The following is a 22,745-nucleotide window of genomic DNA, read 5'->3' as shown; positions in this document are numbered from 1 at the left end:
TGATTATGACTACAACACCTACACCAACGCCACCCAACCACACTTGTCAAGACGACAGGTTGCTGCAAACTACGTGTCCGTACTGTGGCGTTGGTTGTGGCGTCGATGTTATTCAGCGTGGCGGCATGCAAGGGCAGTTAAGCCAACTTACGGGAAGTCCTGAACACCCTGCAAATTACGGTCGACTGTGTATTAAAGGCACCCACTTATTAGAAACCCTTGATAAGCATAAGCGCTTAACTCAACCTCTTGTTTTTGGTCAAGTAGCGACTTGGGACACGGCAACTAAGGAGATTGCTGGGCGTTTAACACAAATTATTGAGCAGCATGGGCCTGATGCTATTGGATTATATGGTTCGGGTCAGTTACTGACAGAAGATTACTACGTGGCCAATAAGTTGATGAAAGGCTTTATTGGCACGGCTAATATCGATACGAATTCGAGATTGTGTATGTCATCGGCGGTAGTGGCCTATAAGCGCGCCTTTGGCGAAGATATTGTGCCCTGTAACTACGACGATTTAGAGCACACTGACTTACTGATTTTGATAGGCAGTAATGCGGCGTGGACTCACCCCGTGCTTTATCAGCGTATTGAGCGCGCTAAACTTAGAAACCCTGCAATGAAGGTGGTAATTATCGACCCTCGTCGCACCGACAGCAACACGCTAGCAGACTTACATATAGCCCTTCGACCAGGCTCAGACAGTGCCTTATTTTGCGGTTTGCTTAATTTCTTAGCAGACAATAACGCCTTAGATAACCCATTTATTGAGGCATCTACAAATGGGTTTGATGATGCACTAAAAGCAGCGTCATCCTGGTCTCTGGAAGCCGTATCTGAAGCTTGCGATGTGCCACAAGATTATTTAAATACTCTGTACAATTGGTTTGTTGAATTACCGCGCGTCATTAGCTTCTTTTCGATGGGAATTAATCAGTCTACCACTGGTGTTGATAAAGGAAACGCTATTATAAACTGCCACTTAGCCAGCGGGAAAATAGGCCGAGAGGGGTGTGGTCCGTTTTCAATTACCGGCCAACCCAACGCTATGGGCGGGCGAGAAGTAGGTGGTTTATCGACTATGCTAGCGGCGCATATGGATATTGAAGACCCTGAGCATCACCAAACAGTAAGTACGTTTTGGCAGGCGCCAAATTTAATTACCAAACCGGGTTTAAAAGCCGTCGATATGTTTCAGGCTGCTGCCGATGGCAAGCTTAAATGCTTGTGGATAATGGCAACTAATCCCGTTGCAAGCATGCCAAACAGAGCTTTAGTAGAAAAGGCGCTGACCCATTGCGAATTAGTGATTGTGTCTGAGACTGCGGCTAAAAATGATACGCTGCGCTTCGCTGATATTGTATTGCCCGCCACGGGGTGGTCAGAGAAAAACGGCACCGTAACTAATTCTGAGCGACGCATCTCCAGGCAGCGCGGTTTGCTAGCCCCTATTGGCGAGGCAAAACACGACTGGCAAATCATCAGCATGGTGGCGCGCGCTATGGGGTTTGAAGATGCCTTTAATTATCATCATCCTCAGCAAATATTTAATGAGCACTGCGCGCTAACCTCTGCAAATAACAATGGCGCTCGTGCGCTTGATTTAGGTCCACTAGCTACGCTAACGGTAGCTGAGTATGACGCATTACGGCCCCAGCAATGGCCTCTTGAATCTGCACATCGCATAGGCCGTGAACGATTATTTGCAAATGGTGAGTATTACACCAAAGACGGTAAAGCCCGTTTTATAGCTATAACGCCTCAAAAGCCTGAACAACAAACCTGCACGCAGTACCCTTATATTCTTAATACAGGGCGAGTGCGCGATCAGTGGCATACCATGACGCGCACTGGCAGCGCGTCGCGTTTGCTTAAACATATCGATCGACCCTGGCTTAGCATTCATCCAGATGACGCAAAACGAAAAGGTATTAGCGATGGTTCGCTAGTAGCGCTCCACGCGGCTTGCAGTGGTGATATCAAGGTTATATTGCCTGCTAAACTTGACGACAGGCAGCGAAAGGGCGAGCTGTTTGCCCCTTTTCATTGGTCGGCTACATGGGGATCGCATTGCAAAGTGGGTGCGCTTCTTAACGGGGCAAACGATGCGTTATCGGGCCAGCCTGAGTTGAAACACGGCGCGGTCAGCGCTACCCCTTTTGATGCCGCCACATTGGGAGTTTTGTTTGGCGAAAGCGCGCTCATCGATGTTATAAAAACGTCATGCTATTACTGGCTTGATACTACCTCGGGCAGTATATCGTGCACCCAAATCGCCGACATAGTTCCCCCAATGCAGCTGTTAAATAATGTTGTACCGCTGTTACCACACAATACCCAGTGGTATACCTTTCAATGTGCAAATCAATGCTCATTAGTCGCCACACACAAAGGAAAAGTGGTGTTGAGTATCATGCTCAATACATCTTCACTGTCTATTCCTACCGATTGGCTAGAAAGTATGTTCAATAGTGATGATGCGCTAACGCAGGCTCAAATAAACAGCCTATTGCATCAGCAACCCGACGAAGCTTTTATGTTAGGTAAGATTGTGTGCAGTTGCTTCAGCGTGCGCGAAAAAACCATTACTACAGCGATTGAACAGGGCACCAACAGTGTAAGCGGGTTAGGTACTGCACTTAAATGTGGAACTAACTGCGGTTCATGTAAAACGGAGTTGGCTTCATTACTTTCTGCTAATCACAAAGCCAGTACATTACCTAAACCGAACAATGATGACACATCGGCAAATACGTCGGTGACAAAGGAAACCCTTTTATGAACGCTCGATTACATGCTTTCTCTGGTGCTTTGCATAGTGCCTTATTTCGTATGCAAAGCGCATTTATCAATCGCGATACGGGCTTTGATACTTCTACGCCTTCTGCTACACAAAGCAATAGAAAACACAGGGGCGAGGTGTTTATCGTTGGTGCCGGCCCCGGTGACGCCGAGCTTTTAACCCTTAAAGCGCACCGTCTTTTACAAACTGCTGATGTGGTACTGTTTGATTGGTTGGTTAGCCAGTCAGTATTAGACTGTATACCACGGCATATAAGTAAAGAGTTTGTGGGTAAGCGGTGCGGTAAACACAGCATGCCACAAACTATGATTTGTCAGCGCTTGGTTGAACTAGGCCTTGAAGGCAAGCGGGTGGTAAGACTAAAAGGGGGCGACCCTGCTATTTTTGCGCGTACTAGTGAAGAAACAATGGCGCTTCACAATGCAGGCATAAAGTTTGCCATTGTGCCTGGGATCACGGCCGCCTCGGGCGCTTCTGCCTATACGGGTATTCCCCTTACCGATAGACGGTTTGCCCAGTCGGTCAAATTTATGACTGCGCAATTTCAAAACCCAGAAAAGCAGGCCGATTGGACCGCTATTGCTAACAGTGCAAAACATGAAACAACCGTTATTTACATGGGGCTTAAACGGTTGCAGCAACTTTCTGAAAAGCTTATCGACGAAGGTATTGATAGTGGGTTACCTGTTGCGGTAATAGAAAATGCATGTTGCCCTGAGCAGCAGGTGGTAACGGGGACAATAACAACTATTTATCAACGGGTTCTTGATGCGGTAGTCGCCGGTCCTGCACTCGTTATTATTGGTGAGGTGGTAACAGCGCGACAAGCGGTGTCGGCAGAACTAATGAACGAGAGCACAATAAGTCAGTAGAGACATCTTTAGCTGAAAGTTGAATGAACTGCCTTAAAGAAAAGAAAAGAAAAGCAACGGATGATTATTGTGCAGCAAATGCACTAAATTCAGTCAAACCAATGAGTGTAAAAAGAGGTGTACAATCTAAGATATTGAAAAGTAAAGCTTTATATTTTTGGCACTAAACGTGAATAGTATAAAGTAGGTGGTGTTATTAAAAGTGTTTAATTCACTTTTCGCACACACAGAAAGCTCCGCCATAATGCTTGTTTTTTATTAGGGCAAGCTTTTAAACAAAATTTAGTGTTTTGTTACTTCATCTTAGTAACGAAACATTCGGCAACGAAGCCTACCCGCTATTGATAACACGGTTATCCATAGCGGGTAGGTTTTTTTTTGGCTAAAGGAAAGTAAATGTTATCAATTATTGTAAATAGAAAACGCAGAAAACCAGCCGGTGCACTCTCTTTAGTAGCTGCATTATTTTCAGTATCGCTGTTGGTATCGGTTACTACTGTGAACGCGCAAGAACTTGGATGGCCAGAAAAAGAAGAGCTTAAATTCGGATTTATTAAGCTGACTGATATGGCACCACTGGCAGTAGCTTACGAGAAAGGATACTTCGAAGACGAAGGGCTGTATGTCACATTGGAAGCGCAAGCAAACTGGAAGGTCCTGTTAGACAGAGTAATAGATGGTCAGCTTGATGGCGCGCATATGTTAGCCGGGCAACCACTAGGCGCCACTATTGGTTATGGTACGCAGTCTCATATTGTCACTGCTTTTAGCATGGACTTAAACGGCAACGGCATTACTGTGTCGAACGATGTGTGGGCTGATATGAAAAAGGCGATTCCTCATGAAGATGGAAAGCCAGTTCACCCTATTAAAGCTGATTACCTAAAACCCGTTGTAGACAGTTATAAAGAAGCGGGCAAACCTTTTAAAATGGGTATGGTTTTTCCGGTTTCTACGCATAATTACGAACTTCGTTATTGGTTAGCGGCAGGAGGAATTCATCCCGGTTATTACGCACCGCATAAAGGAGATACCTCAGGTCAAATCGATGCCCAAGCACTTCTATCTGTAACACCACCACCTCAGATGCCTGCCACAATGGAAGCTGGCACAATTAATGGGTACTGCGTGGGCGAACCATGGAATCAGCAGGCGGTATTTAAAGACATCGGTGTGCCGGTGATCACCGACTATGAAATCTGGAAAAACAACCCAGAAAAAGTATTCGGTGTAAGCAGTCAGTGGGCAGAAGAAAACCCAAACACTCACATTCGCGTGGTAAAGGCGATGATCCGTGCTGCTATGTGGCTTGATGCCAATAATAACGCCAACAGGCCGGAAGCCGTAAAAATGCTTGCGAAAAGTAGCTATGTAGGTGCCGACGAAGAAGTTATCGCCAACAGTATGACCGGCACTTTCGAATATGAAAAAGGCGATAAGCGAGACATACCCGACTTCAACGTATTTTTCCGTCATAACGCTACGTATCCCTACTATAGCGATGCTATCTGGTATCTCACACAAATGCGTCGCTGGGGCCAAATTTCTGAGCCTAAATCTGATAACTGGTATTTAGAGACGGCCAAAAATGTCTACCGACCTGATATCTACACCAGGGCTGCAAAAACGCTTATCAAGGATGGCTTAGCAAAAGCGTCAGACTTTCCCGACTTTGCCTCTGAGACTGGTTTTAAACCGCCGCAAACTGAATTTATCGATAATGTGACGTTTGATGGAACGAAGCCAAATGGATATCTCGAGCAATTTTCAATTGGACTTAAAGGTGACACGGTACTTTAACCGTGTTGACCTATACACAAAGAGGCACAACCATGAGTAAATCGGTACAGGCAATAAGCCAAATTGGCCAGCTAGACGGCAAAAGCAAGATAACTCAACTTGTTTCAATGCTACCTAAATTGCTCATGCCATTGGTCGGTATACTGTTATTTTTAGCCGTTTGGAATGGTGTTTCAAAATCTATTGATACGTCGTTAGGGCAATTTCCAGGGCCTGCACAGGTATGGGAACAGAGTATTGTGCTTGTTAGCGAGCACAACGCGCAGCGAGAAAAAGCCGAAGCCTTCTATGAACGCCAAGAGGTACGAAATGCGAAGCGTTTGGCGCAAGACGAAAGCTATGTGCCTAAAATTCGCGAGTTTACCGGTGCTCCAACCTTTTTTGATCAAATTTTGACTAGCTTGTACACGGTCATGGTGGGCTTTTTTATTGCTAGCGTAATAGCAGTGCCGGCAGGTATTTTGTGCGGACTCAGTAAGTCTGCTTATGCTGCGATGAATCCGCTCATTCAAATATTCAAACCTGTTTCTCCCTTGGCCTGGCTGCCGTTGGTAACGATGGTAGTTAGTGCCCTTTATGTCAGCAACGACCCCATGTTTTCAAAATCGTTTATCACCTCGGCAGTCACTGTGTCTTTGTGCTGCTTATGGCCAACGTTGGTCAATACGGCGGTAGGTGTATCCAATATCGATTCAGACCTAGTTAACGTGAGTAAAGTATTGCGATTAACGCCTTTAAGGCATGTACAAAAAATTGTGTTGCCGGCGTCTATTCCGATGATATTCACAGGCCTGCGTTTGTCCCTAGGCATCGGCTGGATGGTGCTTATCGCTGCTGAAATGCTGGCTCAAAACCCGGGGTTAGGTAAGTTTGTGTGGGATGAATTTCAAAATGGTAGCTCTGAGTCGTTAGCAAGAATTATGGTGGCAGTTATTACCATCGGTATTATTGGCTTCATGCTCGATCGTTTGATGTTAGCTGTTCAGCGCTTCGCAAGCTGGGATAAAAACTCGGTGTTGCGATAATTGAGCAACGCTTACAAGAGGAATAAATTATGCAAAACAAACATTTAGAGCTATCACAAGTGGGTATTGATTTCCCCACGCCCAAAGGGCCTTTTACCGCCCTTACCGACGTAAATCTGAAAATAAAGAAGGGTGAATTTATTTCGCTAATTGGTCATTCAGGCTGCGGTAAGTCGACAGTATTAAATATTGTTGCAGGCCTACATCAGGCTACAAATGGTGGTGTTATTTTAGATGGATGCGAGGTAAAAGAGCCCGGTCCAGAACGTGCTGTCGTGTTTCAAAATCATTCGCTACTGCCGTGGCTATCTGTGTATAAAAACGTGGAACTCGCGGTTAAACAAACGCAGAAAAGTAAATCGAAAAAGGATATTCGCGATTGGATTTTGCATAACCTTGAACTCGTTCATATGACCCATGCACTTGATAAGCTGCCGTCAGAGATTTCGGGCGGTATGAAGCAACGGGTAGGTATTGCTCGTGCCCTAGCCATGGAACCAAAAGTATTGCTGATGGACGAGCCTTTTGGCGCGTTAGATGCACTTACCCGCGCGCATTTACAAGACTCATTGATGGATATCCACGCCGAACTTGGTAACACGGTTATTATGATCACACATGATGTGGATGAGGCGGTGTTGCTGTCTGATCGCATCGTAATGATGACAAATGGGCCATCGGCCACTATTGGTGAAGTTCTTGAGGTCAATCTACCTCGCCCTCGAGACCGTTTAGTACTGGCGGATAACCCAGAATACAACCATTACCGGCATGAGGTGCTTACCTTTTTGTACGAAAAGCAAAAAAAAGTTGAGCCAGTTTCAAACTATAAAAAAACAAAGCAAAAGAACGCGTCAAAAGATAGCGACGCTGCATAGCACTTAAATACAATCGACAATAAAAACAATAAATTAGCTCGACTCTTTGAGTCCGGGTCAGGTTCTCACACACAAAATTTAGGAACTCACTATGAAAACTGCAGCAAAAATGATCAATAAGACGATAATCGCATTCAGTTTAACAGCGGCACTAACCCCCATTGCCCACGCAGCAGAATGGTACGACGCGCTATCAGACATTAAAGCAAGCGCAGACCTATATTTACGATACGAAGGTGCCTCTCAAGACAACGCCTTGCGTGATGCAAATGCATTAACATTACGTACATTTGCCGGTATTGAATCGGGTGAGTACAACGGCTTTTCATTTAAAGTAGAAATGGAAGACAGCAGAATAGTGCTGGGCCAAGGTGACTATACCGTGGGGCCAACAGGTTATAATGTTGGTGAGTATTCTGTGATTGCAGACCCCGAAACGACTGAGCTTGATCAAGCCTATATTCAATACAGAAGCGACAATATAAAGGTAAAGGCAGGGCGGCAAGTTATCGCACTAGACACTCACCGCTTTATTGGCAGCGTTGCATGGCGTCAAGACCGTCAAACCTTTGATGGGATATCTGTAAATTATAAAGTGAGCGATAACATCAACGCCTTTTATGCTTATGTTAATCAGCGCAATCGTATTTTTGCAGAAGCCGCAGATTTTGATTCAAAGGACCATTTTCTAAATGTAAGTTATAGCAACAATATAGGTAAATTAACGGCCTATGCGTATTTACTCGAAATAGATAACGATGTTGAGAACGCCCTTGATACTTACGGCCTGCGTTTTGCGGGTGCTTATAAAACAGATACTATTAAATGGCTTTATACCGCAGAGGTGGCAACGCAAAGCGCGCAAACCGACACTACAGATTTCGATGCTACGTACACGTTGCTTGAGGGCGGTGCTGTTGTATCTGGCATTACGGCGAAATTAGGGTACGAGGTACTTGGCTCTGACGACGGCAACTACGGTTTTGCTACTCCCTTATCCACATTGCATAAATTCAATGGTTGGTCTGATCAATTTTTGAATACGCCAACTCAGGGTCTGAAAGATTTTTCTGCCACAATTTCAACGAGGTTTGCAGGAGGTAAATGGACTGCGATTTACCATCAATTCGACGCCGATGAGGCAGCCATTGCCATTGATGATTTTGGTAATGAAATAAACTTTTTGTACACAACTAAAGTGGCTGAAAAGTTCAATTTAGGTGTCAAATATGCAAATTATTCAGCGCAAGATTTCAGTGTTGATACCGAGCGAGTATGGGTGTGGGTTTCAACGAAGTTTTAATCGCCAAAATCTAAGTCTACTAGGGTAACGCCCATGCTAGATGATTTAAGTATTCAACCTTATACAAAAACGCCGTTGCAACGTTGCCTTGGCTTTATTCTGGCTGGCGGACGTTCCTCGCGCATGGGCCAAGACAAGGCAACGGTCACCGTTGCGGGGCGCAGTATGCTGCAAACCGCACGCGACGTAATGAACCACACGCAGGTACACCGCCATATTGTAGTGGGTGGTCGCTTTGCTGATGTTCATGAAAATACAACAGGTTTAGGGCCTGGTCGGGCTATTTGTGAGTTAGTAACGCACTCATATTCGCATTGCCTTGAAAGCGAGGACTATTTGACGCAAAGCCAAGCTGTAGAGGAATATGCTTTATTCATTCCCGTCGATATGCCTTTTTTACAGCCCAAAAACCTGACTACGCTCATCCAACTATCACAACAACATCAATGCGCTTATTTTTATGAGCAATATTACTTACCTTTAGTGATACCAATATCGGCTAGCAACTCAAATACACTGAGTGAGCTAGTCATGCAAAAGCCTTCACCGTCGGTACGCAATGTTATCAATGCTGTTGGTGCTAGCGCCGCAAAATACAGAGGCGATGAAAAAGAATTTGCCAATATAAACAGTCCAGCGGAATTAGCTGAAGTGCTAATACGTACAAATGAACCTTGGGCAGCGCAATAGTAAAGCAAGTGCCTTCGCCCACCTGACTTTCAATGCTTATTTTGCCGTTATAGCTCTCAATAATACCGTGGCTTATTGCAAGGCTTAGCCCGGTACCGGTGCCAATTTCTTTTGTCGTGAAAAACGGTTTAAACAGCTTGTCGATATTTTTAGCGGGAATTCCGCAGCCGTTGTCTTTACTCTTACCTGTATAGTGTTACTCGTTTCTTCTATATCAATATCAATCACACCGTTTTCTTCAATGGCCTTTACCGCGTTTACAAGTAGATTAACAAATACTTGACTGAGCTCTGTTAAGTTACCGTTTACATAGCAATCGTCACCGGGTTCGTAATGTAAGGCAGCATTATGTTTTAACTCGTTATTAACCAGAGAAATAGCTAAGTTAATGGCAGATTGAACAGACATTCTATTTTGTGTTGAATCTGAAGGGTGAGCAAAGCCTCGCACGTTGTTGACCATTGCCGGTGACAAGCGACATCTGGGCGCTGAGATTGGCACCACCATGGTACTGTACACGTAGGGCTCAGCCATGACGCATCATCCGCATGTGCACTGCATTTTTCCTGGTGGTGGCTTTGATAACGCTAAGCAATGGAAAGGCTGCAAAAAAGGCTTCTTCTTGCCGGTCAGAGTGTTATCACGTTTGTTCCGCCGATTGTACATGCAAGGTGTAGCAGAGTTATATGCGGCTGGGCCGTTATTATGCTTCGGGAAGTTAGCTAGCGCTATTGGCTTCGAACACGCAGCGCACTTTACGACGTGGTGTAAACGGCAACAATTCATGAAATGGGTAGTCTATGCCAGACAAACGTTGCACTTAGCGCCGCAGCAAGAAACTAAAGAAGCGGTTAACGAATCGAAGGCCGACGCAACCCCCTTCGTGTGCAGGCACTGTCAATCACCGATGACGGTATCGGCGCTCACACTTCCGGCTTTCTTACCAAGAGCTCCCCTACATCGAATTAGGGGTTGCTGATGCGAAAAAAAATCGCCATAACTGACGAGGGTAGCGCTGTACTTGAAACCAGCTAAAACACATGACAAGGATTAAAATGAAGCAAACAAACTGAGTGGAAACGTGAAAATAGATGCGAATAGAAACAAAGTATAACTGGAAACAGGTGATCAAGACGCTCATCTTCTACGGCAGACTCACCTCAGTCATCGAAGTCCCCAAAAGCTCCACCACCGAAGTAACATCCCGCGGTTTCGTCCACAGGAGATTATCATCCATCTACCCCAGACGGGGACATCAACGTGAATCAGAATGGAGGGCAGATTGGAGGCGTTTTTGACGGGCAGGTGACATCCACAAGCGGTCATGCGTTTGCAAAACTGGATGAGAATTCAATACCCATTTACCAATACAAAATTAAGTATTGACGGTCTTCTGATGGGGCAAAACCAGACATTAAAATTTTGAACTCATTAGCAGAGAGATGACCATCCAAATTTTTAATCGTTTTACTCACTCATAGAGTTTCAGCATTGCTCTGAACCATTTGTAATTTGCGTCGTAATTTATTTATGACTGCTGACGAGAATCCCTATGAATATTAAAGATTTCAATTGCATTTCGTTTTTTTGGCTCTCACTGTTTTTGATTAGTTGTGGAGGAGGAAGTGTCAGCGATGATCCACCTTCTCAAAGCGTAACAAACCGACCTCCGGTGCTAACCTCATCCGTAGAAGCGTTTTTTCCGCAAACACTCTCTGGAAGCGTATATACCGTAACAGCATCAGATGCTGATGGTGATAGCCTGTCATATTCTATATCTGGAGAAGACGCTTCATCATTTGCAATTGACGAAAATACTGGTGATATAACATTTGTTTTTACGCCTGACGTTGACTTCCCCAGAGCCAGCGATGGAAGCAATTTCTACGTTATTGATGTCACAGCGACAGACCCATCCTCTTCCTCCGACTCGCAGTGTTTAGATATTGAAGTAACGAGACACGACCCAAATGGCTAATGCCGATCAGTTAAGAAATATTTTAGCGATCGGTTGACCGATCTTTTATAGATGTAAAAATCCGATGAGCATTCGCCATCGGATTTATGGATATCAAGACAGCGTTAGATACTGCTTTCAATGCCAGTACCCAGTTTCACTCATTTGAAAAACTCTCAACTTTCTTAGACTCTTCAATTATCGACGAGGCCTTTGTTGAAGCAGGTGTGGCAACCGTTGGAAAGCGTCGCTCACCGCTTGAGTCGGTGATGTGGTGTGTCATGGGAATGAGTCTTTTTAGGCAAGAATCAGTGTAGAATATTGCTACTAAGATGGATATTGCATTGCCCGGTAAGGCACCGCTCGTAGCGCCAAGCGCTATGGTTCAGGCGCGACAGCGCTTGGGAACTGAGGCCGTTAAACAGTCTTTTAAATAGATGGCGAAACATTGGTATCAACAGAATAAATTCGAAGCATGGAACGGCTTGAATTTACTTGGTGTCGATGGTGTCGTTTGGCGAACGTCAGATACCGCAGAGAACCGTGAAAAATATTGCTCTGGTAGCACACAATATGGTGATACAGCCTTTCCTCAGATTCGCATGGTCTGCCAGATGGAGCTGACAAGCCACCAACTCATCAGCAGTGCGTTTGATAAATACAAATCGAATGAGATGGTGCTAGCAGAGCAGCTGATTAGCGATACGCCTAATCTTTCACTGACCATGTTTGACCGTGGCTTTTATTCCTTAGGATTGCTTCATCAGTGGCAAAGCGCTGGAAAAGAAAGACACTGGATGATACCCGCCAGAAAAGACCTCCAGTTTGATGTATTAGAGAGCTATAGCCGTGTAGATAAACGGGTAAAACTAACAACCACATCTCAAGCGAGAAAGAAATTCCCCACACTTCCCAATGAGCTTGAAGCGCGATTAATTACAAAGAAAATTAAAGGAAAAGAGTGTCGAATGCTTACATCTCTTACCGATGACATGTGTTATCCCAGTGACGAGATTGTAGACTTATACAGCCATCGTTGGGAAATTGAATTAGGGTATCGAGAGATGAAGCAGACGCTACTGAATAGTGAATACACGCTTCGGAGTAAGCGGCCTGATATGGTTGAGCAGGAGTTATGGGGATTACTGCTGGCTTATAACCTGATACGAGTGGCAATGACTGAAGCTGCACTACACAAAGGCATCTGGCCTAATCAGCTAAGCTTCAGCGGATGCTCAAGCGCAGTGGTTGCATTTCTTCTTACAACAGGCCTTACAAGCCCAGGGAATCTGCCTGTGTTGTATGAAAATCTTATCAATCAACTCACTTACTACGAGCTACCGACACGGCGAGAGGACAGGTTATATCCGCGGTGTGTTAAATCCAAACAGAGTAAGTACCCCGCTAAAAAGAAAAATGCCAGTCAGCTTAACTGACTGGCATTAGGCTCTGCGCCTGCTTTTCCGTCATTTAAATACTCGTGAGAGTTAAATACTCACCCGCTTGTAAGGGCGATACTCGGCCTTCCAAAAGTTTCGCTCGATACTTGCGCGCAGTGCCTCTTCAGGCATTTCAAGCGCTAAGCCTTGTTGCATGGCAACTTTACCAACCTCAAAGGCGATGTCTCGGCTTAATTCTGCAATTTGCACGAGTGAAGGAAGTAGTGAGCCTTCACCGGTGTTGACTAATGGAGACGCTTTAGCAAGCGCGTTACTCGCCGCCATCAACATTTCATCGCTAATCAGCTTTGCTTTAGACGCCACAACACCTAATCCTATACCCGGGAAAATATAAGAGTTATTGCATTGGGCGATAGGGAACACTTTGCCATTATACTCAACAGGTTTAAACGGACTTCCCGTAGCGATAATGACTTCGCCATCAGTCCATTCAATAACCTGCTCAGGACGTGCCTCAACTTGTCTAGATGGATTGCTGAGCGGAAAGATAATTGGCAGCTCGCAGTTTTGCTTCATTGCACGAATTATTTGCTCGGTAAACAAACCTGGTTGCCCAGATACACCAATAAGCACGTCGGGCTTGGCACAGTGCATAACATCAAGTAAAGACGCGTAGTCACCGCTAAATGTCCAATCGGCCAAATCGTCGCGTTTTTGCTGCAGCTTTTCTTGGAAGTCTCGTAAGCCTTCCATACCCTCAGTTAAAAGACCGAACCGGTCGATCATAAACACTTGCTTGCGTGCTTGCTCGTCGGTTAACCCCTCAAAAACCATTTGTTGAATAAGCATTTCAGCAATACCACAACCTGCTGAGCCAGCCCCAACAAACACAACTTTCATGTCGCTTAGTTTTTGTTGTTTCGTTCTGCACGCCGCTAATATAGTCCCCAGCGTAACTGCAGCAGTTCCTTGTATATCGTCATTGAAACAGCAAACATCGTTGCGGTAGCGATTAAGCAGGGGCATTGCATTAGGCTGAGCGAAGTCTTCAAATTGAATAAGCACATCTGGCCAACGGCGCTTAACGGCTTGAATGAACATGTCGACAAACTCATCGTATTCTTTTTGCTCGATACGGGGGTGACGAGCACCCATATACATAGGGTCGTTCAACAGTTTTTCGTTATTGGTTCCCACATCTAGCATTACCGGTAGTGTATAAGCAGGGCTTATACCACCACACGCCGTATATAGAGACAGTTTTCCAATAGGTATGCCCATTCCGCCAATACCTTGGTCACCCAAACCTAAGATACGCTCGCCGTCGGTGACTACGATAACTTTAACTTTACGTTTAGTGGCATTACGCACGATATCATCTATTTGATGGCGCTCTTCATAAGACACGAACAAACCGCGAGAACTGCGATAAATATCAGAAAACTGTTCGCATGCATCACCTACCGTCGGGGTGTAGATCAGCGGCATCATTTCGTCGATATATTTTTGAATAAGGCGGTAAAACAGGGTCTCGTTATTATCTTGAATAGCGCGTAGATAAATGTGCTTATTCAGCGCTTCATCGAAGCTACTGTACTGCATATAAGCGCGCTCTACTTGTTCATCAATACTCTCGTAACGAGGCGGCACTAACCCCGTTAAGTTAAATGCAGCTCGTTCTCGTGCAGTAAATGCACTGCCTTTATTGAGCAAGGGCGTTTCCAGCAACGAGGGGCCGGAATGCGGAATATAAAGATAGCGCTGTGAATCTTCTGACATGATTTTTCCGGTTGTGGGTTCAGACAAGTGAATAGCCAAAGCCTGAAAGGGATCGTTATTTCACCCCTTTCCTTTTGTTAAAATATTTCTTCTGCCTCTGGCGTCGTTTTCTCATCTTGCTCGGCCGGATCTACTACTTCGTCATCTCGAACGTAAACAGTAGGCTCGGTTCCTTGCAAGAAATATTCGAATAGTGTCGTATGGTCTGTGCGATTGGTCAACTTTCCACTGGTACGATCAATGCGAACACGCACAATATCTTCGGGTATAGGAAGCGGTGAATAGGGCTTATCTTCTAGAGCGTACTCCATGAATCTTATCCAAGCCGGGCCTGCTGCCTTAGCGCCATCTTCGGTGCCTATTAATGCGTTACCAATCCAATTGAATTTTTCAGGGTTCTTATTGATTAGGTTTTGATTTCGAGTTGCACGACCAAGCTGTCTACTCATATTGTCAAACCCAACCCAAGCAGTGGCTACTATATCTTTGTGAAAGCCGCTAAACCAAGTATCTCTTGAGTCATTAGTGGTACCCGTTTTACCTGCGATATCGGTTCGCTGAAGTATATTCCGCGCTCGCCAACCAGTTCCCAGCCAATATGTTTTTTTATTCCAATTGCCGTTTGCTCGTACGCCCGTGCGCATCATTTCAGCAACTAAGAAAGCATTCTGTGGAGTAATTACCTGTGGCGCGATGATTTTCTCTTGCTCTTCATCCGCTTCACCGGTAATTGGTAATGCATCTCCAAATTCAGCAGCAAGCAAGGCTTCTACGTCGTTCTCATCTATAGACTCTGCGCTAACATTATCACTTTCATTTTCACAACGGTTACAGGCCCACACGGGGTTAGCCTGCCATAGTTGATTGCCACTTTCGTCGAGCACCTTGTCAATAAAATGAGGATTAACAAGGTATCCACCGTTGGCGATAACCGACATAGCACGAACCACCTCTAACGGTGTGTGAGAACTCGAACCCAGCGATACTGTTTCATCCAATGGTATGTCTTCTTTATCAAATCCAAAGCGCGTTAGATAATTAGCGGTTTCACGCAACCCCACACCACGCAGTAATCTAACAGAAACCACGTTTTTCGACTTACCCAATGCCTTACGCATGCGAATGGGGCCATCGTATTCAGCCGGTGAATTTTGTGGGCGCCAGGCCACACCAGTAGCCGCATTCCATTGGTTAATGGGTGCATCATTGATGATAGACGCTAACGTATAGCCATTATCAATAGCTGCCGAGTAAACAAAAGGTTTGATATTAGAGCCTACCTGACGTTTAGCCTGCGTGGCTCTATTAAATTGGCTTTGATAAAAACTGTAGCCACCAACAACCGCTTCTACTGCACCATTTTCAGGATTAAGCGCAATAAATGCTCCGCTGACTTCGGGAATTTGAGCGATACGCCAAGCATCATCTTGCTCGCGTATATAAATAACAGCACCTTCACGAGTAACATCAGAAGCTGTTTCTGGGTCGCTGCCTTGCCTAAAATCCGTTATGTATTTTCGCGCCCAATCAAGTCCATCCCACTCTACAGTGCGTAGTTCACCATCTACGGAAAGTACCTCAATAGACTTTTCGTTTACCACTTTCACCACTGATGGTATCAGCGGTTTTATGTAGGGAATTTCTTCTAATACAGATATCAACGACGGGTCATCCCACATCGCTCGCTGCGTGCGATTACTGACATCAAAGCTCAGCGATAACTGGGGTATTTTATCGTCTTTAGACTCTGGTTTCGGAATATCCCATAAGTAACCAAGTGCGCCTTTATAACCGTGTCGCTCGTCATAATCGTGTAAATTGCGTACTACCGCTTTTTGCGCTGCTAGCTGTAGGTCTGAAGTAGCCGTCGCGTAAACTTGATACCCCCCTGTTTCTGCCTCTTCTTTTCCATAGGTTTCTACCATTTCGGTATAAATAACATCGGCTAAATAGGGAGCATCCACCTCAATTTCAGCACCGTGTTTGCGAGCCGTTACGGGTGCCTGAACAGCTTCATCGAATTCTGCTCTGGTGATGTATTGTTCATCAAGCATGCGCAATAAAACAACTCTTCTTCGCTCGACTGAACGTTCTGGACCACTAATGGGGTTGAGAACCGAGGGTGCTTTAGGTAGGCCAGCAATAGTGGCAATTTGAGCAAGAGACAGCTCGGTTAATGGTTTGCCGTAATAAACTTGCGCTGCCGCACCAAAGCCAAAGGAGCGATGACCCAACTCAATCTTATTGAGGTAAAGCTCCAAGATCTCTTGTTTTGATAACTCTTGCTCCATATGCAGAGCGATAAAAATTTCTTTTACTTTTCGGATATATGTTTTTTCTCGGGAAAGAAAAAAGCCTCGTGCAAGCTGCATAGTGAGTGTACTGGCACCCTGTCGTTTTTCGCCTGTTAAAATTAGGCTAACGGCAGCACGAGCTATACCAATGGGGTCAATACCGTGGTGTTCGTAAAAACGGCTGTCTTCTGTGGCCAGAATGGCATCTATCAATTGCTGAGGAACGTCCTCAAGTTTTACCGGTATCCGCCGTTTAACTCCATACTGAGAAATAAGTTTTCCATCTTTAGTATAGATTTGCATAGGTGTCTGTAGACGAACATCCTTAAGGACAGTAACACTAGGCAGGTCGGGTTTGATATAAAAGTAAATACCTACTAGCGCAGCAAAGCCAAGAAGGCCAGAAAGGAAGCTGAAAAGGATGAACGGTTTAATGTACTTCACTGTAACGGATACCAAGGAAATTTATGATGAAATGACGTATATTCTATACGTATGTGTTATCAACAGAACCATACATATAAATTATTTAGCGTAATATTGTACTTTAGAGCAACTACCTTTGGAACTAGGCACGAATAAATGAAATCGCTACTGAAAAAAAAGCTGCCACCCATTGTGGGCTTAGATATAGGCACGCGTCAAATAAAAGCGGTGTGGATAGAGCAAAGCAAAGAAGGCTTTGTTCTTCAAGGCTATGCCTGTGAATCCATAAGCAAAACAGCATTTTCAGAACGCGACATCAAAGATTACGAGTCAATAAGCGTAGCGCTTAAAAAAGTGAAAAAGGCATTAAAAACAAAAATTAAGCTTGCGAACGTAGCTGTAGCCGGTACCTCTGTAATCAGTAAGGTGGTATACATGGACCCAGAGCAAAGCGATTATGATTTAGAGAATCAAATTGAAATTGAAGCAGATAGTCTTATCCCCTATCCGCTTGAAGAAGTATACCTAGACTTTGAAGAGATGGGACCTAGCACTACTCACACAGGTAAAGTAAACGTGTTGCTTACTGCCGCTCATAAAGATTTAGTAGACAGCCGACTACTGTTGGCAAGAGAAGCTAACTTCGAGCCCAAAATAGTGGATATGGAAAACTATGCCATCGGTAATGCCATAGACTATTTTCATTCAGCGCCCGACGATGAGCCCGTGTGCTGTGTCAATGTCGGCGCATCACTATTGCAAGTGTGTGTGGTTAAAGACGGAAACGTCATTTACAACAAAGAGCATTCCTTTGGCTTAAATAACCTAGTCAGTGACATTAGCGCCATTCACATGATTGAGCGTGAAACTGCCGAGCGTCAATTGCTTGATGGCACATTATCTGGCAATTGGGTTGAAGACACACTGCCAATTTTTACTGCTAATCTTCAACAAAGTATTAACCGCGCACTTCAGATGTATATGAGTACACTTCACGCAGAAAGACCGAAAAAGATTTTACTGTCTGGGGGGGCTGCCACCATCACACCGTTAGTCGATATACTCAATCAAGACCTTGGGCTAGATGTTGCCTGCTTTAATCCGTTTGCAGGAATGTCGGTGAATCCTAAGTTAGACGCCGCCAAGTTACAAAAAGTAGCACCTCAATTAGTTATTGCGGCGGGCTTGGCAAGCAGGAGCTTTACGCCATGGCACATGTAAACCTACTGCCCTGGCGTGAAAAACAGCGCCAGCATCAAAAGCAACAATATTTAGCTGGCTTATTAGCGGTAGCAGCCATTGTCGGTCTGATATTCTGGTTCATCGGACAAGCCATCGATCAACAAATTAATCATCAGAACTCTCGTAACCAATACCTAGAGCAAGAAATTGCCGCCCTCGACAGACAAATTGGCGACATCAAAAAAGTGAAAGAAAACAAAAGCGCCATTGAACAGAGAATGACGTTAATAGAGCAACTACAGGCTAGTCGAAATATCGCTCCAATTGTATTCGACGAACTGGCAAAGCTAGTGCCTTCGGGTGTTGCTTTTAATACCATGACTCGCACTGGTAACAATATAAAGATTGAAGGTACCAGCGATTCTAACAATAGACTGTCTGATTTTATGCGCGCCTTGGATAAGTCGGACATATTTGTGGCCGCCGAACTCTCAACGATTAAATCTGACAGCAGCGCAGCACGAGCGGTAAGTGACTTTACGCTTAACTTTGCTATTGCCCCCAATGTAGCACCGCTAAACAATGCAGACGATGAGGCCCAATAACGATGAAATTTGATGTCTCTAAACTAAAAGAACTCAATGAACTCGATTTCGAGCAAATTGCAATTTGGCCCAATGAGGTACGAATTGTCGTCGCTGCGTTTGTTGCTATAGCGGTAGGTGCATTAAGTTACTATCTCTTGATCAGCCCTAAGCTTCCTATTCTAGATGCGGCGAAACTCAAAGAAGATGAACTCAAGCTTCAATTTGAAGCAAAGTATCGAATTGCTGCCAACCTTGAGGCCTATCAAGCCCAGCTAGAGCAAATCAAAAAAGACTTTTCCTCTATGCTGAAAAGTTTGCCAACCAGTAATGAAACCCCCGGGTTACTCGACGACATTACGTATGTCGGCACGTCTGCAGGCCTAACATTTAGACTGCTTAATTGGCAGCAAGAGGTACCTAAAGAATTCTACACTGAATTGCCGATAGAGATGGAAGTCAGCGGTGGGTATCACAATTTTGGCGAATTTGTTTCTGAGGTTGCAGACCTCCCGCGTATAGTAACGTTGCACGATTTTGATATTGCACGGGATGAAAGTGGTCTTACTCTCAAACTGCAGGCAAGAACCTATCGCTCTGATAACCCCTCACTGCTAGAGGGAGATAAAGAATAATGCGTTATCTTTTGTCTTTATTTATTTTTGCTATTATCTCAGGCTGCTCACCCGAATTGACTGACTTGCGTACTTACACGGAGAGTGTGAAGAATCGCGCTCAACCCAGTGTTGAGCCTTATACTAAGTTTGTAACACATCCACCTTTTGCCTACAGTTCTGCATCGTTAAGAAGCCCTTTTGAACAACCAAAAGGTACGCCGGCAGTTGTGAGTCAAACTCGGGTTGAAAACTGTCTTCAGCCCGATTTTCAGCGCGCAAAACAGACGCTAGAACAATACGGCTTAGATGCGCTGGCACTAACAGGAAGTTTTACTGTAGGCGGCGAAAGGTGGGCATTAATTAAAAGCAACGATGGCGCGCTGCACAAAGCCAAATTAAACAGCAGAATAGGACTGTTTTACGGCAGCATTACGCAAATTGACGCAGAATCGATTACTATAGAACAGTTATTACCAGATGGTGCTGGCTGCTGGCAAAGGAAAACAACGACAATGACTACAGCATCACAGGCGGGAGATTAAGCATGGCCGAACGATATATTTTTAATAAGTCACTCAATCGAAGCGGCCCGAGATGGTATTGGTTGGCGGGCGCCATTGCCGTATTTCTTTCTTTTACTTTGCTTGTTGCCCCGTCAAAAGCTCAAGACACTCTGTTAATTGACCCGCAATCAAAAAGTGATGCAGCACTTGTTACCACGACAGTAACAGATGTAGATTTTACGCAGAACGCGAAAAACACGGCGATTACTCTGGTGACGTTTGAAGGCGAAGTGCCTAAAACACAGCTAGTGGAGTCACAAGGAAAAGTGTCGGTAACGTTAATGGCAACAAAGTTAGGTGAAGACCAGCTTGTAGAGCTAGATGTCGCAGACTTTGGTACGGTGGTTTCCACCATAGAAACTTTTGAAGACGGCAAATCGTCTCGCATAGAAGTGAATTATGAAGGTGCGGTTGTTGTTAAAAACTCGGTAAAAGGGAATCAGCTGCAAATTGAAGTAACACCTATGGCGAAAGAGCAGCAAGAAGCGCTTGAGAGTGAAACCGAGTATACGGGCGAACCAATATCACTCGATTTTCAAGACGTTCCTGTTCGTCAAGTATTACAAATTATTGCCCAAGTTAACGGCTTCAACCTGGTCACTACCGATTCCGTTACTGGTAACGTAACCATAAGCCTTTCTGGCGTACCATGGGACCAAGCACTCGATATGATTATGCGGGTGAAAGGCCTAGACAAACGTTTAGAAGGCAACATTTTACTTATTGCGCCGGCAGAGGAATTATCAGCAAGGGAAACCCAAGCCCTTCAGTCTCGTCAACAAGTGGCAGATTTAGCCCCTCTACAAACTGTAGATATTGCTATTAACTATGCGAAAGCAGCAGAACTGGCGGCTATTTTAAAATCGACCGAAGGCGGTATTTTGTCAGACAGAGGCGGTGTTACTGTTGATGAACGTACCAACACGTTACTAATCAGAGATACACTGGAGTCGATTGACGAAGCGAGAAAAACGATTGAAGTGCTTGATATCCCCGTTAAGCAGGTACTAATAGAGAGTCGCATGGTGACTGTGCTTGATAACGTAGATGAACAGCTTGGTGTACGCTGGGGATTTAGCGACAGACAAGACGACAATGGCGTATCAGGCTCTTTGGAAGGCGCCGATACTATTGCAGGTGGTATAGCGCCAACTATTAATGACCGACTCAATGTTAATCTACCTGTAAGCAGCGCAGCAGGAACTATCGGCTTTCAAATTGCTAGCCTTATTGACGGCACCATTTTGGATTTAGAGCTGTCTGCTCTAGAATCTGAAAATAAAGGGGAAATTATCGCAAGCCCCCGCATTACCGTCGCTAACCAACACGAAGCATACATTGAGCAAGGTACAGAAATTCCTTTTGTGCAGGCGACGTCTAGTGGTGCTACAGCGGTTGAGTTCAAAAAAGCAGTGCTATCGCTCAAGGTTACGCCTCATATCACACCGGATAATAGAATTATCCTCGATCTTGTTGTTACTCAAGATACGCGAGGCGAGACTGTATCAACATCTACTGGTGATGCTGTAGCTATCGATACACAAGAGATCCAAACTCAAGTATTGGTAGAAAATGGTGAAACTATTGTTCTTGGCGGTATTTTTCAGCAAACCAGTAATGACGGTGTGAACAAAGTTCCGCTATTTGGCGACTTGCCAGTGCTTGGAGCCTTGTTCAGAAACACGACAACACTGCAGCAGAAACGCGAATTGCTAATTTTCGTTACACCGAAAATAGTGACTGAAAGACCGTAAGCCCCGCCCCTCTTAGTAAAAACGTGCATAACCTTGCACGTTTTTTACTTTTACAGCGTTTTTTAATAAGAAATTACAGGTATATGCATATTGTTGGTAACAAAACTTGCAACGCCTTACCGGAAACTGAGATAATCGCCGCCTCGAAATATTAACGAGGTTTAAGGAGTGGTGCTTATTGGACATTAAATAGGCACGAGTCAATGGGTAGGCTGGTAAGGCAACAGTGCACTGCCCCTAACATGATTAAGTTGTGATATAAGCAAATATGGCTGAAAAACGTAATATCTTTTTAGTTGGCCCGATGGGTGCTGGCAAAAGCACAATCGGTAGACATCTAGCAGACGAACTTCACTTAGATTTTTTTGATTCTGATCAGGAAATTGAGCGCCGTACTGGGGCTGATATCGCTTGGATCTTTGACTTAGAAGGTGAGGATGGTTTTAGAGCGCGGGAAGAAAACGTCATTAATGATTTGACCGACAAGCAAGGTATTGTGCTTGCGACTGGCGGTGGCTCTATCGTGACTAAAGCAGTACGTAACCGTTTATCTGCCCGTGGAATCGTTGTTTACTTGCAAACTACCATCGATAAGCAAGTTGCTCGCACACAACGTGACAAGCGTCGCCCTCTGCTTCAGAACGAAGATCCAGAGAAGGTACTTCGCGACCTCGCCGAGCAAAGAAACCCTCTTTATGAAGAGGTTGCAGACTACGTAGTTGATACCGACGACCAGTCGGCACGCGCCGTTGCAAATCAAATCATCAGTAAAATCGGTCTTTAATAGAATAGTGTATTAGGAGGTGCTACGCCC

Annotated in this window: 18 protein-coding genes and 2 pseudogenes; 16 read left to right on the top strand and 4 right to left on the bottom strand. The window is 44.9% G+C overall.

Going from position 1 to position 22,745, the window contains the following annotated elements; translation table 11 throughout:
- Positions 1-5 precede the first annotated feature (5 nt).
- The 7 genes from CW735_RS01990 (at position 6) to mobA (ending at position 9,375) form a co-directional block, all read left to right on the top strand.
- Positions 6-2,786, top strand: a complete 2,781-nt coding sequence (locus CW735_RS01990) for a nitrate reductase (RefSeq protein WP_100970823.1) — start codon at positions 6-8, stop codon at positions 2,784-2,786.
- A complete protein-coding gene (gene cobA, locus CW735_RS01985) occupies positions 2,783-3,679 on the top strand; it encodes a uroporphyrinogen-III C-methyltransferase (protein WP_100970822.1) in 897 nt (298 codons plus the stop codon). Before CW735_RS01990 ends, cobA begins: the two co-directional genes overlap by 4 nt.
- A 396-nt stretch (positions 3,680-4,075) precedes the next feature.
- The gene (locus CW735_RS01980; protein ID WP_100970821.1) at positions 4,076-5,479 is read left to right on the top strand and encodes a CmpA/NrtA family ABC transporter substrate-binding protein; all 1,404 of its coding nucleotides are present in this window, start codon (positions 4,076-4,078) and stop codon (positions 5,477-5,479) included.
- A 107-nt stretch (positions 5,480-5,586) separates the two neighbouring features.
- Positions 5,587-6,504 carry an ABC transporter permease gene (locus tag CW735_RS01975; protein WP_232368412.1) on the top strand — a complete coding sequence of 306 codons (918 nt, stop codon included), beginning with the start codon at positions 5,587-5,589 and terminating at the stop codon, positions 6,502-6,504.
- Between the two features lie 29 nt (positions 6,505-6,533).
- Entirely contained in the window at positions 6,534-7,382 is an 849-nt protein-coding gene (locus tag CW735_RS01970; protein ID WP_071978471.1) for an ABC transporter ATP-binding protein, read from the top strand.
- A gap of 91 nt (positions 7,383-7,473) precedes the next feature.
- Positions 7,474-8,685 carry an alginate export family protein gene (locus CW735_RS01965; RefSeq protein ID WP_100970819.1) on the top strand — a complete coding sequence of 404 codons (1,212 nt, stop codon included), beginning with the start codon at positions 7,474-7,476 and terminating at the stop codon, positions 8,683-8,685.
- A 33-nt stretch (positions 8,686-8,718) separates the two neighbouring features.
- Positions 8,719-9,375, top strand: a complete 657-nt coding sequence (gene mobA / locus CW735_RS01960) for a molybdenum cofactor guanylyltransferase (RefSeq protein WP_071978469.1) — start codon at positions 8,719-8,721, stop codon at positions 9,373-9,375.
- Here the strand turns inward: mobA and CW735_RS20080 are convergent.
- Positions 9,266-9,511, bottom strand: coding sequence for an ATP-binding protein (locus tag CW735_RS20080; protein ID WP_442857502.1), 246 nt, complete (start codon positions 9,509-9,511; stop codon positions 9,266-9,268). The genes mobA and CW735_RS20080 overlap by 110 nt on opposite strands.
- Positions 9,460-9,909, bottom strand: coding sequence for a hypothetical protein (locus CW735_RS19705; RefSeq protein WP_198521024.1), 450 nt, complete (start codon positions 9,907-9,909; stop codon positions 9,460-9,462). Before CW735_RS19705 ends, CW735_RS20080 begins: the two co-directional genes overlap by 52 nt.
- Between CW735_RS19705 and CW735_RS01945 the strand changes: the two are divergent.
- The 3 genes and pseudogenes from CW735_RS01945 to CW735_RS01935 form a co-directional block, all read left to right on the top strand.
- Positions 9,812-10,354: pseudogene (locus CW735_RS01945) on the top strand (transposase); the annotation flags it as partial. The gene CW735_RS19705 and the pseudogene CW735_RS01945 overlap by 98 nt on opposite strands.
- Positions 10,355-10,927: 573 nt before the next feature.
- Positions 10,928-11,353 carry a cadherin repeat domain-containing protein gene (locus CW735_RS01940; protein WP_071978466.1) on the top strand — a complete coding sequence of 142 codons (426 nt, stop codon included), beginning with the start codon at positions 10,928-10,930 and terminating at the stop codon, positions 11,351-11,353.
- Between the two features lie 86 nt (positions 11,354-11,439).
- Positions 11,440-12,768 (top strand): annotated as a pseudogene (locus CW735_RS01935) (IS4 family transposase).
- A gap of 51 nt (positions 12,769-12,819) precedes the next feature.
- Here CW735_RS01935 and CW735_RS01930 read toward each other — a convergent pair.
- Both CW735_RS01930 and CW735_RS01925 read right to left on the bottom strand, forming a co-directional pair.
- Positions 12,820-14,511, bottom strand: a complete 1,692-nt coding sequence (locus tag CW735_RS01930) for an NAD-dependent malic enzyme (protein WP_100973151.1) — start codon at positions 14,509-14,511, stop codon at positions 12,820-12,822.
- A gap of 77 nt (positions 14,512-14,588) precedes the next feature.
- Positions 14,589-17,249, bottom strand: a complete 2,661-nt coding sequence (locus tag CW735_RS01925) for a penicillin-binding protein 1A (protein ID WP_100970816.1) — start codon at positions 17,247-17,249, stop codon at positions 14,589-14,591.
- A gap of 138 nt (positions 17,250-17,387) precedes the next feature.
- On the opposite strand from CW735_RS01925, the gene pilM reads away from it, so the two are divergent.
- The 6 genes from pilM to aroK all read left to right on the top strand — a co-directional run bounded on the left by pilM (position 17,388) and on the right by aroK (position 22,715).
- Positions 17,388-18,452 (top strand): type IV pilus assembly protein PilM, encoded by a 1,065-nt coding sequence (pilM, locus tag CW735_RS01920; protein WP_100970815.1) that lies wholly within the window; start codon positions 17,388-17,390, stop codon positions 18,450-18,452.
- Positions 18,440-19,018: a PilN domain-containing protein gene (locus CW735_RS01915; RefSeq protein WP_100970814.1), complete on the top strand. Its 579-nt coding sequence runs from the start codon at positions 18,440-18,442 to the stop codon at positions 19,016-19,018. The genes pilM and CW735_RS01915 overlap by 13 nt, the downstream gene beginning before the upstream one ends.
- A gap of 2 nt (positions 19,019-19,020) precedes the next feature.
- Complete coding sequence (locus CW735_RS01910) at positions 19,021-19,632, top strand: type 4a pilus biogenesis protein PilO (RefSeq protein WP_071978462.1); 612 nt, start codon at positions 19,021-19,023, stop codon at positions 19,630-19,632.
- Positions 19,632-20,156, top strand: a complete 525-nt coding sequence (locus CW735_RS01905) for a pilus assembly protein PilP (RefSeq protein WP_232368343.1) — start codon at positions 19,632-19,634, stop codon at positions 20,154-20,156. Before CW735_RS01910 ends, CW735_RS01905 begins: the two co-directional genes overlap by 1 nt.
- Positions 20,157-20,158: 2 nt before the next feature.
- Positions 20,159-21,931: a type IV pilus secretin PilQ gene (locus CW735_RS01900; protein ID WP_100970812.1), complete on the top strand. Its 1,773-nt coding sequence runs from the start codon at positions 20,159-20,161 to the stop codon at positions 21,929-21,931.
- A gap of 268 nt (positions 21,932-22,199) precedes the next feature.
- Positions 22,200-22,715: a shikimate kinase AroK gene (gene aroK / locus CW735_RS01895; RefSeq protein WP_071978459.1), complete on the top strand. Its 516-nt coding sequence runs from the start codon at positions 22,200-22,202 to the stop codon at positions 22,713-22,715.
- Positions 22,716-22,745 lie beyond the last annotated feature (30 nt).

Source organism: Alteromonas sp. MB-3u-76 (genome assembly GCF_002831605.1).
GTDB classification, from domain to species: Bacteria; Pseudomonadota; Gammaproteobacteria; order Enterobacterales; family Alteromonadaceae; genus Alteromonas; species Alteromonas hispanica.
This window is presented reverse-complemented; position numbering and strand designations above follow the sequence as displayed.